Below are 14,855 nucleotides of genomic sequence, written 5' to 3'. Positions count from 1 at the left end.
TGTGGGGATGTCAGATCTGCCCGTGCCGAGGCGGCGGGGTCCGGTCGACTGCCCAGCGCCCGAGGTGCTGGACCTTCCAGGCCGCCGGGTCGTGGAGGGTGTGGGTGCGTGCGTTGCGCCAGTGGCGGTCGAGGTTGGTGGACGTCAGAGCCGCCCGGGCGCCAGAGACCTCGAGCAGTCGGCTGGTGACGTCGACCGACACCTTCGCGGTCGACGCGCGGGCGGCCGCCACCGCCAGGCTCGCCTCCGCGGCCGACTCGGCGGTGAGGTCCGCGTCGGCCTCGTCGACGCGGCGACCCGCCTCGGCGAGGAGCGCTTCGGCGCTGCGTACGGCCAGCTCCATCTCGCCGAAGGCGTGGACGACCAACGGATCCTGCGCGGCCGTCTCGACCCCCGCGAACGCGACGGCGTCCGCGTAGGGGCGGGACTTCGTGCGGACGAACTCGGAGGCCTCGTCCAGGGCACGCCGGGCGATCCCGGCGTCGATGGCCGCGTGCAGCAGCTGGGCGAAGGCGCCGTAAGTCGTCGGCACCTCGAAGGTGACCGCGAACGGCGTCACCCAATCGTCCGCTACCGGAACGTTTGTGAAGCGAACTGTTCCAGAACCAGTCGTACGCTGCCCGACGGCGTCCCAGTCGTCGATGATCTCGACGCCGGGAGTCTCCGTGCGGACCCACGCCACCTGCAGCGGCCCGTCTACGTCACGCCGCGCGAGCACAGCGAGGTAGTCGGCGAAGAGGGAGCCGGTGCAGTAGAACTTCTCGCCGTTCAGCAGCCACTCCCCCTCCTCCCGGGCAGGGGTGAGGGTCGTGCGGATGTCCCGCACGTGCTTGGTCCCGAACTCCGACTGCGCGTTGGCGACCAGGGCCCCGGCCCGCACCTCGCTGTAGATCCGCTGCTGCTGCTCGCGGGTGCCGTTCAACCGGAGCTGGTTGAGGAAGACGAAGTGGCTGTGCGGGACCTGGCCGACGTTGGGATCACCCCACGAGACCAGCCGAAACACCTCCGCCACGGCCGTGGCCGGGAGCGCCGGACCGCCGAACTCGAGCGGGACGGTGAGCGCACCGAGCCCGGCGGCGGCGTACGCCTTGACCTGGTCGTAGGGCAGGGCCCTGACCCGGTCGCGTCCGCCGTCGCCGAGCGCGAGCTCTTCGGCCAGCCGCCGCGCCACGAGCGGCGCGGTCTCGGCATCGAGTCGGGCGATCTCCGTCGTACTCAAGCCACGGGCTCCAGCTGCTGGGCCTCGAGCTCGCGCACGATCGGGAGGACGCGTCGGCCGAAGTACTCGACGTCCTCGAGGTAGTGCAGGAAGCCGCCGAGGATCAGGTCGGCACCGGCCCTCTTGAGCTCCACGATCCGGTGCGCGACCTGCTCAGGCGTGCCGATCAGCCCGGTCCGGAAGCCGTCGTTGTACTGCACCAGGTCCTCGAAGCTGGAGTCCTGCCACATCCCGGTCTTGTCGCCCGTGGACTGCCCGGCCTGCTTGACCGCGGAACCGAAGCCCTCGACGGCCTCCCGGTCGGCCTTGTCGATGATCTCCCTGAGGGTGTCGCGCGCCTCCTTCTCGGTGTCGCGGGCGACGATGAAGCCGTTGATCCCGAACCTGACCCGACGCCCGAGCGGCTCGGCGACCGCGTTGACGTCGGCGATCTGCGCGGCGAGGCCCTCGGGGGTGTTGCCGTTGGCGAAGTACCAGTCCGAGACACGGCCGGCCATCGCCTTGGCGTCGGAGGAGTTGCCGCCCTGGAAGATCTCCGGGTGCGGGCGGCCCTCGCTGGCCAGCGGCTTCGGCTTCAGGTCGAAGTCGTGCAGCCGGTAGAAGTCGCCGTTGAGCTCGGCCGCGTCGCTCGTCCAGATCTCGCGCAGGTAGCGGATGAACTCCTCCGAGCGGCGGTAGCGCTCGCCGTGCTCGAGCCAGGGCTCGCCGAGCTGGGTGAACTCGTTCTTGAACCAGCCGGAGACGACGTTGACGGCCGCACGGCCGCCAGAGATGTGATCGGCGGTCGCCAGGAACTTGGCCAGTACGCCGGGCTGCCACAGCCCCGGGTGGACGGCGGCGATCACCTTCAGCCGCTCGGTGGCCAGCAGCAGCGCGAGAGAGAACGAGGTGGACTCGTGCTGGTAGGCCGCGCCGTAGGAGGCCATGTAGCGCACCTGGGACAGGGCGTACTCGAAGCCGTTGTTCTCGGCCAGCTGCGCGAGCTTCTTGTTGTAGTCGTAGCTCCAGTCGGTGCGCTGCTCGATCTTGCTCACCACCAGGCCGCCGCTGACGTTGGGCACCCAGTAGGCGAACTTCAGGGGCTCGGTTGCCGGTGAAGTCATGCTGGTCTCCTTGGATCGCGAATGTCTACTAAACTTATCTGATTAAACACGCGACGGGACCGGATCTCCCGATGTGGACCACCGGAAGACCCGATCCCGTGATAGGTGCCGCCTATCAGGCGACACCAGAGCGAGAGGCCCTACTGATCACCGAAGGGCGGCTCACGTGTACCAGGTGGGCGCGGGGATCTCCCCGAGCAGCGCATAGCGCCCCACCTCGGCCCGCTTGTGCGCGACCGGGTCGTGGAGCGAGTGGGTGCGGATGTTGCGCCAGAAGATGTCCAGGCCGACCTTGTTCGACGTCGCCCGGGCGCCGGTGAGGTCGTAGACCTTGGTGCCGATCTCGAGACCGACGTCGATCGCGACCTGCTTCGCCGCGGCGATCACCACCGCCGCCTCGCCGCGCTCCTGCTCGGTGACCTCGTCGGCATGGCCGTTGATCGCCTCGATCAGGCCTGCCGCCCGCTCGGCCAGCGCCTGCGCCGCCCACAGCCTCGCGGTCAGGTCGCCGTACGTCTCCTGGATGTAGAACTCCTCGCTCCCCGTCTCCTTGACGTCACCGGCGTAGGGCCAGGCGCGGGTCGTGTCGCGGGTGTAGGTCGCGGCGGTCGCCAGCGCGCCCTCCGCGATCCCGAGGTAGAAGCTGGTGAAGACCAGCTGGATGATCGGCACGTTGAGCGTGTTGTAGACCCTCGGGACGAACTCGTACGTCCCGTCGTCCTGCTTCACGTAGCCAGCCGCCGACTCCCAAGGGACCCGCACGCCGTTGATCTCGACGGCGCCGGACTCGGTGAGCCGCTGGCCGAGGTTGTCCCAGTCGCCGGCGAAGACGATGGCGTCCTGCTGGGTCGGGACGATCGCGAACACGTGCTTCTCCGTGCCTTCGATGACCCCCTCGAGCACCGTCAGGTCGGAGATCCTTCCGCCGGTCGAGAACGACTTGCGACCGGTGAAGACGAGCTCGTCGCCCTCGACCCTGATCACCAGGTCGTCGTCGCGCGGGTTGACCGCGCCACCGAAGAAGAAGTTGTTCTCGGTGTAGAGCTGCTCGACGGCGGCGATCTGCTCCGGGGTGCCGACCAGCCGCGCCGCCCACGCCCACAGGTAGTGGTAGCCGAGCAGCTGCCCGATCGAGCCGTCGCCGGCAGCCACCGCGCGGATCACGCGCAGCGCGGTCGTCCAGTCCTGGCCGGCGCCGCCGTGCTCGGCGGGGCCGAGCAGAGTGACCAGGCCACTCTCCTTGAGCAGGTTCACCTCGTACGTCGGGACCTGGTTGGCCCGGTCGCGGGCGACCGCGTCCACGGAGAGCCTGGTGGCCACCTCGCGGGCACGGTCCACCCAGCCCTCCGGGGTCGTGGGTGCCGCGCCGAACTCCGCGGCGTTGCGTACAGCTTCGGTTGTCATCGCGCCCTCTCAGTCTTGCGTCGTGGATGTTTCTGTCATTAATCGACCAAATTACTTGAGAATGGAACGCGTGAGGCAGGCTGTACGCCAGCGATCACCGATCACCCGCTCGGGATGACCGATCACCGACCACCTATCACCGACCGACGAGAGGACAGCGTGAGGATCGAGCAGCTGGAGTACATCGCGGCCGTGACCCAGTACGGCTCGCTGCGCCGCGCGAGCGAGCAGCTCCACATCTCCCAGCCCGCCCTGAGCGAGGCGATCACCAAGCTCGAGCGCGAGCTCGGAGTGACCCTGCTCGACCGGCGCCGCGCCGGCGCCCGGATCAGCCGCGAGGGCCAGGAGCTGCTGCACTCCATGTCGGACGTCCTGGAGGCCGTCGACCGCCTCCGCCTGGCCGCCGGCGACCAGCACGCCGGGGTCAGCTCGGTGCGGGTCGGCACCGTCCACGCCGGCACCTCGACGGTGCTGCTACCGACGTTGCGGAGGTTCGCCGACGAGCATCCGCGCACGAGCGTCGAGGTCCGCACCATGGTCCAGGAGGACATCTACCTCGCCCTGGTCGAGGGCACGATCGACGTCGGTCTGGTCAACCTGCTCGACGGCGACGACCTGCCACCGACGGTCGAAGGCACCGTGCTTCTCCACGGACAGCCGATCGTGGTGCTGCCCGCGGACCACCCGCTCGCGTCTCGCGACGAGATCACCGTCGAGGAGCTCCGCGAGGAGCCGTTCGTCGGCATGCGCTCGGGCTACCTGATGTATCGCTTCGCCCACCGCGTCTTCGGTCGCAACCTCCCCCACCACTGGCACGCCACCGACGGCGCCGAGATGGGCAAGATGATGGTCGGCGAGGGCCTCGGACTGACCCTGCTGCCCGACTACAGCGTCGTCGGCGACCCACGCGAGACCGCCGGGCACATCACCGTACGTCCCCTCGCCGGTGACCGCTCCCGGGTGACGATGGCCGCGGTGCGACGGCACAACGCGCGTACGACCTCGGGAGCTCGCAGCCTCCTCGACCTGCTCGCCGAGACGGCTGCCCGCTCTCAGCCCTCGGCCGGCTCGTAGCTCTGCACGAACTCGGTGAGCCGGGCGAGCTGGTCGGGGTCGGTGCTCGGGATGACGCCGTGGCCGAGGTTGAAGATGTGGCTCGTGGCGCGCCGACCGGTCTCGAGGATCTTCCCGGCCTGCTCGAGCATCACCTCGGTGGGTGCGAAGACGAGGGCGGGGTCGAGGTTGCCCTGGACTCCGAACTCGTCCCCGAGCTGGGTGATCGCCCAGTCCAGCGGGGTGCGCCAGTCGACACCGACGATCTCGGCACCGGCGCTGCCCATCAGCGGAAGGAGCATGGCGGAGTTGACGCCGAAGTGGATCCGCGGGACACCGAGCTCGCCGATCCGGGTCATCACCTGGGTGGAGTAGGGCAGCACGTGGCGCTCGTAGTCGGCGGGCGTGCACGCGCCGGCCCAGGAGTCGAAGAGCTGCACCGCTGAGGCACCCGCGCGGACCTGGACCTCCAGGAACGCGCCGGAGATCCCGGCGATCTTGCGCATCAGGGCGTCCCACACGTCGGGGGCACCGAACATGAGCGCCTTGGTCTTGGCGTACTCCTTCGAGGGGCCACCCTCGACCAGGTACGAGGCCACGGTGAACGGGGCGCCGGCGAATCCGATCAGCGGGGTGCCGCCGTTGACGCCGGCGAGCTCGCCGACCAGGTTCTGGACGGCCTCGGTGATGTAGGGGACGTGCTCCGGGGTCAGGTCCGGGATCGCCTCCACGTCGGCCAGGGTGCGGACCGGGTTCGCGATCACCGGGCCGACACCGGGCTTGATGTCGAGGTCGACCCCGACCGCCTTCAGGGGCAGCACGATGTCTGAGAAGAAGATGGCCGCGTCGACCCCGTAGCGGCGTACGGGCTGGAGGGTGATCTCGGTGATCAGCTCGGCATTCTGGCAGGACTCGAGCATGCCGATGCCCTCGCGGACCTTCAGGTATTCGGGCAGCGAGCGGCCGGCCTGGCGCATGAACCACACCGGCGTACGGCTCGGCTTTTCTCCGGCGAGTGCCTGCAGGAACGGGGAGGATGCGAGGGCCACCTGGCAATGGTCCCATCCGGTGCGGCGTGTACGCACATCGCGAATCGCGCAGAAGACATACCCTGTTCACATGGTCGTCCGTGGAGAGTCGCGTCCCGCCGCGGGACCGGAGACCGGTCCTGCCGTGTTCCGGTCCGCCGCGGAAGGAATGCGCGCCGCGACCTTCCGGCCCGAGGTGCTGGCAGAGGAGATGCCGGCGCCGCAGCGGATCGCTCCGCACGCCGCGGCGCTGTCGGCAGATGTGACCGTCGGCGACGTCGACGTGGCGACCGGACGGCTGATCCTGCTGCACGACCCCGACGGCAACGACGCCTGGGGCACGGTGCACGGACTGCCCGGAACGTTCCGCCTGGTGGCCTACACGCGGGCCGATATCGACGTCGAGCACATCAGCGACCCGCTGCTGGGCGAGGTCGGCTGGTCCTGGCTCCTCGACGCGCTGTCCGGCCACGGCGCCGAGCACGTCGCCGCGGCCGGCACCGTGACCCGCGTGGCCACCGAGTCCTACGGCGGGATGGCCGACGAGGACGGCACCGCCCAGATCGAGATCCGCGCCTCCTGGACGCCGGTCGGGACGGCCTCGGGCGATCTGGATCTCCGACCACACACCGAGGCGTGGGGCGAGCTGCTCTGCACGGCCGCGGGACTTCCTCCGGTGCCGGAGGGCGTTACCGTCATGCCGAGCCGGCGAGGGCAGCGAGGCGCGTGATCGAAGACAGGACCGAGGCCGAGACGGGGCCGGACACACCAGAAGATGCTGCTCCGGCGCCGCTGCTGACCCTGCGCGACGGGCTGCCTCCGGTCACCGACACCGACGAGGGCCTGGTCAAGGCCGCTGCGGCCATCGCCGCCGGGACCGGGCCGGTCGGGATCGATGCCGAGCGCGCCTCGGGCTACCGCTACTCCAACCGCGCCTACCTGATCCAGTTGCGCCGCGAAGGCTCCGGGATCTGGCTGATCGACCCGATCGAGCTGACCACGATGCAGCCGCTGGTCGACGCGCTCGAGGGCACCGAGTGGATCCTGCACGCCGCCACCCAGGACCTCCCCTGTCTCAGCGACCTCGGCCTGCACCCCTCCGTCCTGTTCGACACCGAGCTCGCCGGTCGGCTGCTGGGCTATCCACGCGTCGGTCTCGGCACCCTGGTCGAGACGGTGCTGGGCTTCACCATGCTGAAGGAACACTCCGCGGCCGACTGGTCGACCCGGCCGCTGCCGGATGCCTGGCTGGAGTACGCCGCTCTCGACGTCGAGGTGCTCGTCGAGCTGCGCGACGCGCTGGCTGACGAGCTCGTCGCTGTCGGGAAGGACGCGTGGGCACGGCAGGAGTTCGACTGGCTGCGCGGGTTCGAGGCGCCGGTGCGTACCGATGCCTGGCGACGCACCTCCGGCATGCACCGCGTCCGCGGCCGCCGCGGCCTGGCCGCGGTGCGTGAGCTGTGGACCGAGCGCGACCGGATCGCGCAGCAGCGCGACGTCACCCCGAGCCGGATCATTCCCGACGCCGCGATCGTCGCCGCCGCGCAGGACCTCCCGCAGGACAAGGCCGCGCTGCTCGGGCTGAAGGGCTTCCACGGCCGTGGCGCCGAGCGCTACGCGACCTCCTGGGTGAAGGCGCTCAACCACGCGATCACGATGGAGGAGGACGAGCTCCCGGTGCGGTCGCCGCGCTCCGACGGGCCTCCCCCGCCGCGTGCGTGGGCCGACAAGGACCCCACGGCCGCCCGTCGCCTCACGCTGGCGCGTGAGTCCGTCAACGCCCTCGCCGAGGCCCGCAACCTCCCCGCCGAGAACCTGCTCACTCCAGACTTCCTGCGCCGTGCCATGTGGACGCCCCCGAAGACCCGCGACCCCGGCGCCCTGCTGGACGGCATCATCGAGATCCTCTCCGGCTTCGGCGCCCGCGGCTGGCAGATCGCCCTCACCGCCCCGCTCCTCACCGACGCCGTCCTCCACGCCGACATCGAGCCCTGACGCCCGGTCCTGGCGAGAGGTCAGGCGCGTCGGCAGAGGCGTCACGTACGTCGGCCGAAGCGTCAGGCGCGACGGCCGAAGCGTCAGGTCGACGGCCGAAGCGTCAGGCGCGACGGCCGAAGCGTCAGGCGCGACGGCCGAGACGTCACGTACGTCGGCCGACTTGGCATCGATGTGACGCCTCGGCCGACCTAGCCGACCTCTCGACCATCGATGTGACGCCTCGGCCGGCCTGACCGACCTCTCGACCGACGTACGTGACGCCTCGGCAGCTAGGAGCTGGGTGAGATGGAGGGGGACGGGGAGGCCGGCGGCGTGGGCTGGGGGAAGACGGTCTTGGAGAGCTCGTCGATCTGGACCGCGTAGCCCTCGACCTGGTCGGGCTCGGCGACCGCGAAGGAGCCTCGGACGGCGACGGCGGCGACCTTCTGGAGCTGGGCGAGCTGGGTGGCCTCGGGGAGGACCTGCATGTCGCGCACGGTGTCGGTGAAGATCCGGGCGTTCTTGGGGTTGCGCTCGGGCTGGGTGAAGACCGGGGCGTAGCCGACCTCGGAGTTGACCGGCACGAAGTGACCGGTGCGGACCATCTTCACGACCGACTCGGTCGAGATGAGGTAGGTGAGGAAGTCGGCGGTGGCGTCGGGATCGGCGGTCTCCGAGCCCATGCACAGTCCGGCGTAGTCGCCGGTGGTGCCGTTGCCACCCGGCATCGGCATCACGTCCCACTCCGTCGCGTCGGTCGCCCGAAGGTCCGAGACCAGCGAACGGTCACCGACCAGCGCCACCAGGCGACCCTGCTTGAAGGCCTGGAACGGGGTGCGCCCGTTGAGCTCCTTGGCGGTGGCCAGCACGTTGGGCTGGGTCAATGCCTCGACCAGGTCCTCGTAGGCCCCGGCCGAGTCCTCCAGCGCGGTGGACGTCGGAACCAGCGGGTCGTCGAAGAGGGTCGCGCCGGCACCGGCGAGCCAGGGCATCAGCGCGGAGAGGTTCTGCTCCACGTAGGTGCCCCGGACACCCTTGTGGTGCTCGGTGGCGTAGGTCATCGCCGAGCTGAACTGCTCGAGGGTCCAGCCACGCAGGGAGCCGTCAGCTCGGACGCTGGGGGTCGGGAGGCCCTCCTCCTTCATGGCGTCGAAGTCGATCAGTCCGGTGTTGACGTAGACGACCTGCGGTGAGACCGAGTAGGGCATGCACTCGAGGCGGCGTTCGACGGAGAAGTCCTCCATCGCCTCGCGGGAGTACTTGTCACCGAAGTCGACGTTGCGGGCCTCGAGCAGGGTGTCGACAGGCTGGATCCGCTTGTCCTCGGCGAACATGGCGACGTCGGCGCGCGGGGTGAGCACCACGTCGACCTTCTCGCCGCTGCTGACCGCCGCGGTGAGCTGGTCGGCGGTCGGCCAGGACTTCACCTCGACGGTGACGTTCGGGACCTCTTGGGTGTATTCGGCGGCCAGCTGCTTGTAGGTGTCGACCAGCGCCTTGTGGCCAGAGACCCCGAAGACGAGCTTCACCTTGGTCGGCGCCTTCGTCGCGGCGCTCGGCGAGGGCTTCGAGGCCGGCTCACCGCCGCAGGCGGCGAGGGACGCCGAGAGAACCGCCACCAGAAGCGCCGTTGCCAGCCGCGTGCGCCGCACCATTTCCTCCATCTCAACACCAGGACCGGGTCTGTGATGGAACCACAGACCCGGTTTACCAGCGATTCACTTTACGATACGTACCTGGACACTTCCTGAGAAGGAGCCTCCAGAACCGCCTCAGGCGAGGTGATCGCGTGCGGCCTTGATCACATCATCGAAGATCTCCTTGGCCAGCGCATCGCCCTCACGGCGTACGTCGGCGGGGTCCATCCGGATCAACCGATCCAGACGAACCTCCGAGGGCCGGCCCTGGCGGTCCCAACCGCCGGTGCCGACATCCATCCAGTGACGACCGTAGCGGGCCTCCTGGGCCTCGTCACGATCGTGGTCCTTGCTGGTCAGCATCAGGCAGAGGAGCACGCCGGCCTTCTGACCGATCACGAGAACCGGTCGGTCCTTGCCCTGGGTCTCGTCGTCCTCGTAGGGCACCCACCCCCAGACGACCTCGCCCGGATCGGCGTTGCCGTCGCCGATCTCGGGGTCGTAGGAGATGGCGCTCGCGCGCTGCTGGTCAGTCATCTCAGCTCCAGAGAAAAGTAAAGAACACGCCGGACCGGGAGCGCCTCACGGCGCAAGGCCGCTCGAAGCGGCTGAAGTTGGGACCCGGGGCTGCCGCAGCCCGACGTGTTCGGGCACCAGTGTAACGGTGCGGCCAACCTCGGCCACATCAAAGCGAGCAGGAGGCTACCGCACCGGCGGGGCGACCTCAGGTCAGCCGCTGCTCCAGCTCGGCATGTCCCGCGGCCTCGAGCTGTTCGGAGAGCTGCAGCATGTTGCGTACGTCCTTGGCGGCCGCATCCGGGTCCAGCGCGGCCCGCCCGGCGGCGATGACCCGGGCGAAGGCGGCGGCGCGGAGAAGCACCACGGCGAAGTCGCTGCCGGCGATGCCGCGCAGCACCTCGTCGACCATCGCCTTGAGCTCCTCCGGGCCCGGAGGCTCCGCGACACCGGCCACGACCTGCGCGACCTGGGCCTTCGCCCGGCCGGCGTCGAACTCGCGCGCGGCACCGACCGGGTCGGCGTAGACCCAGCTGCGGAGCAGGAAGAGCCGCCACAGGCAGCCGGCCAGCGACTCCGCCGGCGAGTTCGACCAGACCTCCGCGATCGTCTCGATGCCCTCCGACTCGGCCAGATGGAGGATCCGCTCGGCGACCGCGGGGTCGTCGCTGTCCCGCGCCCCACGGACGAGCGCCGTCGCCGCCGCGTCGGCCGCCTCCTGCACCAGGGCAGGGTCGTCGCCCCCGAGGAGGGAGTCGAAGAAGCCGTCCCCGGGACGCATCGGCGAATGAAACTCTCTGGACATCGGATCGAGCGTAGCGGCCGCTGCACGCATGTAACACGTCGTTCGTAGGACTACTCGCCCTATCGGAACGACCGGACAGTCCTACGAACGACGTGTTACACGCCGCACGCGCTACCCGAGCAGCTTGCGGATCCGAGCGTCGGAGACCTTCTCGGCGGTGCCGAGATGCTGGGCCCAGAGCTGGACCCGGTATTCCTCGAGCATCCACCGCACCTGCCGCAGCCGCGGCCCGGGCGGCCGGCCCTCGGCCAGGGCCTCGACCTGGTGCAGGTAGGCGTCCTGGAGCGAGGCGATGCGGTCGTGGGTCGTACGGTCGGCACGCAGGTCGGCGTCGAGCTTGCGGCGGCGTTCGACGATGGCCTTCAGATAGGTCGGATACCGCCGGATCTGCTGGGTGCCCGCCTCCGCGACGAACCCACGGTGCACCAGCCGGGCGAGCTGGTCCTTCATGTCGGTCAACGCGGGGAGCTGGAACATGTCGGCCCGCCCGGAGAGCGCCTTGTCGGTCTCGCGATAGGCCTCGAGCGCCCGCATCACGTCGGCCAGGACCGCCCGGACGGCCGCGACCAGGTCGGCCGGCGTGCCGGCGGCGGCCAGCACGGCGGCGTACGCCTCCTGAGTCCGCGGCAGCGGGCGGGCATCGACCAGCTGGCGGACGACGGCGGCGCGGCAGTCCTCGACGAGCTCGGCGGCGCTGGGGTAGGGCGACCCGGCCAGCGCGAGCTTCTCCATCGTGGAGAGCCCGTCGACGACCTGCTTTCCGACGTCGGGCAGCGCCAGGAGCAGCAGCCGGACGACGCCGAGACGATGGCGTGCCTCGGCCTCCTCGGCCGACCCGGCGACGACGAGACCGACCGTCGCGCCCTCGTCGGAGAGGCACGGGAAGACGGTGACCTCGTGCCCCGCGCGCTTCTCCGTCACCGTGGCCTCGATCGACCCGAAGACCCAGGAGGTCTCGCCGGTGCGGGTGTGGCCGGCCGAGGCGGCGACCTCGGCGATCGCGGCCTCGAACTCGCCCTCCAGCGGGGCCTTGAGCGCGTCCAGGTCCTTGCCGCGGGCCGTCTCGCGACCGTCCTCGCCGACGACCCGGTACGTCGGGCGCAGATGCTCGGGCACCTTGGCCCAGTCCCAGGCCTCGCGGGGGATGTGCACGCCCGCGGTCGAGCGCGCCCAGCGCTCCAGGGCGATCAGCAGCGGCTCCTCCCCCGGCGGCGTCTCCTTCAGGAACGCGCGCGCCTTGTCGGGCGCCGGCACGAAGCTGACCCGCAGCGGCTTGGGAAGCGACCGGATCAGCGCGGTCACCAGCTCCTCGCGCAGCCCCGGCACCAGCCAGGAGAAGTCGTCGGCGCCGACGCGGTTGAGGGTGGCGACGGGTACGTCGATCGTCAGCCCGTCATCGGTCGCGCCCGGCTCGAAGTGGTAGCTCAGGTCGAAGGTCAGGGGGCCTGCGTCCCAGGAGGCGGGGAAGTCGCTCTCGGTCACCTCGCCGGCGGCATCGTTGGTGAGCATCGACAGCTCGAAGGTGAGCAGGTCCGGCGTCTCCCGCCGGGCCTGCTTCCACCACTGGTCGAAGTGGGCACCGGAGACGATGGAGGCCGGCAGCCGGCGGTCATAGAAGTCGAAGAGCGCGTGCTCGTCGACCACGATGTCGCGGCGCCGCGCGCGGTGCTCGAGCTCCTCGGCCTCCTCGACGAGCTTCGCGTTGTCGCGGAGGAAGCGGTGATTCGTACGCCACTCCCCGTAGACCAGCGCATGCCGGATGAAGAGCTCGCGGGAGAGCTCGGGATCGATCTTGCCGAAGGCGACGGGACGATCGGCGACCAGCGGCACGCCGTAGAGGGTCACCTTCTCCCGCGCCATCACCGAGGCGCGCTTCTGGGACCAGTGCGGCTCGGAGTAGGTGCGTTTGACCAGGTCACGACCAAGGCTCTCGGCCCACTCGGGCTTGATCGAGGCGTTCTGCCGGGCCCAGAGCCGGGAGGTCTCGACGAGTTCCGCGGACATCACGAACTGCGGGTTCTTCCGGTGCAGCACCGAGCCGGGGAAGATCGCGAACTTCGCCCCGCGAGCGCCCTCGTACTCCCGCGGGCCTGGCCGCCGCCGCTCACGAGCCCGGGCGGCGTCGGCCTTGGAGTCCCGCTCCTCAAGCGCCCCGATGTGCGAGAGCAGCCCGGAGAGCAGCGCCTGGTGGATGCCGTCGGCGTCGTAGACCGCCTTGCCGTCGCTGTCCTCGGCGCTGTCCTCGGCGCCGGCCTCGACGACGTCGCGGTGTCCCTTGCCGAGGTCGATCTTCATCTCCCGGCACACCTGACGCAGCTGCGACTCCAGGTCCTGCCATTCCCGGACGCGTACGTAGTGCAGGAACTCCCGCTTGCACAGCCGCCGGAACGCGCTGGAGGAGAGCTCGTGCTGCTGCTGCTTCAGATAGCGCCACAGGTTGAGCCAGGTGAGGAAGTCGGAGGTCTCGTCCTTGAACCGGGCGTGCAGCTGGTCGGCCTGCGCCTGCTCCTTGGGGTGGTCCTGCCCCGGCCGCTCGCGCGGATCCTGGAGCGAGAGCGCGGCGGCGACGACGATGACGTCGCGTACGCACCCGAGCCGCTCGGCCTCGAGCACCATCCGCGCCAGCCGCGGGTCGATCGGCAGCCGGGCCAGCCGCCGGCCCAGCTTGGTCAGCCGCTGCGCCCGCATCGCGCCGAGCTCCTCGAGAAGCTGTACGCCGGCGGTGATGTTGCGCCGGTCCGGCGCCTCCACGAACGGGAAGCGGGCGATGTCCCCCAGCCCCAACGACGCCATCTGGAGAATGACCGAAGCCAGGTTCGTACGCAGGATCTCGGGGTCGGTGAACTCCGGCCGTCCCTCGAAGTCCTCCTCGGAGTAGAGCCGGATCGCGATGCCCGCCTGGACCCGCCCCGTACGTCCCGACCGCTGGTTGGCCGAGGCCTGCGAGATCGGCTCGATGGGCAGCCGCTGCACCTTGGTGCGGGCGGAGTAACGAGAGATGCGCGCGACACCGGTGTCGACGACGTACTTGATCCCAGGGACCGTCAGCGAGGTCTCGGCGACGTTGGTCGCGAGCACGATCCGGCGGCCGGTGTGGGGCGAGAACACGCGGTGCTGGTCGGCGGCGGAGAGCCGGGAGAAGAGGGGAACGATCTCCACGAGCCCCGTCCCGGACCGCCCCCGGTTCAGCCCCAGCGCATCGCCCAGGGCATCGGCGGCGTCGCGGATCTCTCGCTCACCCGGCAGGAAGACGAGGACGTCGCCCGGCCCCTCGGCCGAGAGCTCCTTGACCGCGTCGACGATGGCCTCGGTCTGGTCGCGGACGACGACCTCGCCCTCTCCATCTTTTTCGGGCCCAGTCTCCTCGGAGAGCTCCATCAGCGGCCGATAGCGGACCTCGACCGGGTAGGTGCGACCGGAGACTTCGATGATCGGCGCGGGTTCCCCCGTGCGCACATCCGAGAAGTGGGCCGCGAACCGCTCCGGGTCGATCGTCGCCGAGGTGATGATCAGCTTCAGGTCCGGGCGTCGCGGCAGCAGCCGGCGCAGGTAGCCCAGCAGGAAGTCGATGTTCAGCGACCGCTCGTGGGCCTCGTCGATGATGATCGTGTCGTACTTCCGCAGGTCGCGGTCGCGCTGCAGCTCGGCGAGCAGGATGCCGTCGGTCATCAGCTTGATCCGCGACGCCTTGGACGACTTGTCCATGAACCGCACCTGGTAGCCGACCAGGTCGCCCAGCTCGGTGCCGAGCTCGGAGGCGATCCGCTCCGCCACCGACCGCGCCGCGATCCGGCGGGGCTGGGTGTGGCCGATCAGCCCGGCAGAGCCGCGCCCGAGCTCCAGGCAGATCTTGGGCAGCTGGGTCGTCTTCCCCGATCCGGTCTCACCGGCGACGATCACGACCTGGTGGTCACGGATGGCCGCCGCGATGTCCTCGCGGCGCTGGGTGACCGGAAGCTCGGCGGGATAGGTGATCGCCACGGAGACGGCGGCAGGCTGGTCGGAGGACATGAGGTCACCCATTCTCCCCCGGCGTACCCCTCGACCGCACATCGGTTTCCGGCACCGCCCGGCCCGCCGGATGGCGGGAGGTGCCGATGTGATTCCCGCCAC

Annotated in this window: 11 protein-coding genes; 3 read left to right on the top strand and 8 right to left on the bottom strand. The window is 70.1% G+C overall.

All coding sequences use genetic code 11. The features are described from left to right. Positions 1 to 10: 10 nt before the first annotated feature. The 3 genes from ACFV9G_RS07470 to ACFV9G_RS07460 all read right to left on the bottom strand — a co-directional run bounded on the left by ACFV9G_RS07470 (position 11) and on the right by ACFV9G_RS07460 (position 3,726). A complete protein-coding gene (locus tag ACFV9G_RS07470) occupies positions 11 to 1,219 on the bottom strand; it encodes an SfnB family sulfur acquisition oxidoreductase (protein WP_378726347.1) in 1,209 nt (402 codons plus the stop codon). After that, the gene (gene sfnG, locus ACFV9G_RS07465; RefSeq protein ID WP_378726345.1) at positions 1,216 to 2,322 is read right to left on the bottom strand and encodes a dimethylsulfone monooxygenase SfnG; all 1,107 of its coding nucleotides are present in this window, start codon (positions 2,320 to 2,322) and stop codon (positions 1,216 to 1,218) included. Before sfnG ends, ACFV9G_RS07470 begins: the two co-directional genes overlap by 4 nt. 162 nt (positions 2,323 to 2,484) lie before the next feature. Further along, positions 2,485 to 3,726: an acyl-CoA dehydrogenase family protein gene (locus tag ACFV9G_RS07460; RefSeq protein WP_378726343.1), complete on the bottom strand. Its 1,242-nt coding sequence runs from the start codon at positions 3,724 to 3,726 to the stop codon at positions 2,485 to 2,487. A gap of 159 nt (positions 3,727 to 3,885) precedes the next feature. Here ACFV9G_RS07460 and ACFV9G_RS07455 point away from each other — a divergent pair, with 159 nt between their 5' ends. Then, entirely contained in the window at positions 3,886 to 4,800 is a 915-nt protein-coding gene (locus ACFV9G_RS07455) for a LysR family transcriptional regulator (protein WP_378726341.1), read from the top strand. Here ACFV9G_RS07455 and hemE read toward each other — a convergent pair. Further along, positions 4,779 to 5,828 carry a uroporphyrinogen decarboxylase gene (gene hemE / locus ACFV9G_RS07450; RefSeq protein WP_378726339.1) on the bottom strand — a complete coding sequence of 350 codons (1,050 nt, stop codon included), beginning with the start codon at positions 5,826 to 5,828 and terminating at the stop codon, positions 4,779 to 4,781. The two genes, ACFV9G_RS07455 and hemE, sit on opposite strands and share 22 nt — an antisense overlap. Positions 5,829 to 5,898: 70 nt before the next feature. On the opposite strand from hemE, the gene ACFV9G_RS07445 reads away from it, so the two are divergent. After that, positions 5,899 to 6,537, top strand: a complete 639-nt coding sequence (locus tag ACFV9G_RS07445) for a DUF3000 domain-containing protein (protein ID WP_378726337.1) — start codon at positions 5,899 to 5,901, stop codon at positions 6,535 to 6,537. Then, entirely contained in the window at positions 6,534 to 7,802 is a 1,269-nt protein-coding gene (locus tag ACFV9G_RS07440) for an HRDC domain-containing protein (RefSeq protein WP_378726335.1), read from the top strand. The genes ACFV9G_RS07445 and ACFV9G_RS07440 overlap by 4 nt, the downstream gene beginning before the upstream one ends. 272 nt (positions 7,803 to 8,074) lie before the next feature. On the opposite strand, the gene ACFV9G_RS07435 is transcribed toward ACFV9G_RS07440, so the two are convergent. The 4 genes from ACFV9G_RS07435 to hrpA all read right to left on the bottom strand — a co-directional run bounded on the left by ACFV9G_RS07435 (position 8,075) and on the right by hrpA (position 14,753). Next, the gene (locus ACFV9G_RS07435) at positions 8,075 to 9,439 is read right to left on the bottom strand and encodes an ABC transporter substrate-binding protein (protein WP_378726333.1); all 1,365 of its coding nucleotides are present in this window, start codon (positions 9,437 to 9,439) and stop codon (positions 8,075 to 8,077) included. Positions 9,440 to 9,556: 117 nt separating this feature from the next. Further along, on the bottom strand, positions 9,557 to 9,958 hold the full coding sequence (locus ACFV9G_RS07430) for a type II toxin-antitoxin system PemK/MazF family toxin (protein WP_378726331.1): 402 nt from the start codon (positions 9,956 to 9,958) through the stop codon (positions 9,557 to 9,559). 187 nt (positions 9,959 to 10,145) lie between these two features. Further along, positions 10,146 to 10,742, bottom strand: a complete 597-nt coding sequence (locus tag ACFV9G_RS07425; protein ID WP_378726329.1) for a hypothetical protein — start codon at positions 10,740 to 10,742, stop codon at positions 10,146 to 10,148. A 111-nt stretch (positions 10,743 to 10,853) separates the two neighbouring features. After that, positions 10,854 to 14,753 carry an ATP-dependent RNA helicase HrpA gene (gene hrpA, locus ACFV9G_RS07420; protein ID WP_378726327.1) on the bottom strand — a complete coding sequence of 1,300 codons (3,900 nt, stop codon included), beginning with the start codon at positions 14,751 to 14,753 and terminating at the stop codon, positions 10,854 to 10,856. Positions 14,754 to 14,855 lie beyond the last annotated feature (102 nt).

The organism is Nocardioides sp. NPDC059952 (genome assembly GCF_042730435.1).
Lineage (GTDB): Bacteria > Actinomycetota > Actinomycetes > Propionibacteriales > Nocardioidaceae > Nocardioides.
This window is presented reverse-complemented; position numbering and strand designations above follow the sequence as displayed.

Excerpts from the sequence above, each read along its gene's own strand:
- sfnG (WP_378726345.1), bottom strand. The coding sequence starts at position 2,322 with ATGACTTCACCGGCAACCGAGCCCCTGAAGTTCGCCTACTGGGTGCCC.
- ACFV9G_RS07445 (WP_378726337.1), top strand. The coding sequence starts at position 5,899 with ATGGTCGTCCGTGGAGAGTCGCGTCCCGCCGCGGGACCGGAGACCGGT.
- ACFV9G_RS07435 (WP_378726333.1), bottom strand. The coding sequence starts at position 9,439 with ATGGTGCGGCGCACGCGGCTGGCAACGGCGCTTCTGGTGGCGGTTCTC.
- ACFV9G_RS07460 (WP_378726343.1), bottom strand. The coding sequence starts at position 3,726 with ATGACAACCGAAGCTGTACGCAACGCCGCGGAGTTCGGCGCGGCACCC.
- ACFV9G_RS07425 (WP_378726329.1), bottom strand. The coding sequence starts at position 10,742 with ATGTCCAGAGAGTTTCATTCGCCGATGCGTCCCGGGGACGGCTTCTTC.
- hrpA (WP_378726327.1), bottom strand. The coding sequence starts at position 14,753 with ATGTCCTCCGACCAGCCTGCCGCCGTCTCCGTGGCGATCACCTATCCC.
- ACFV9G_RS07430 (WP_378726331.1), bottom strand. The coding sequence starts at position 9,958 with ATGACTGACCAGCAGCGCGCGAGCGCCATCTCCTACGACCCCGAGATC.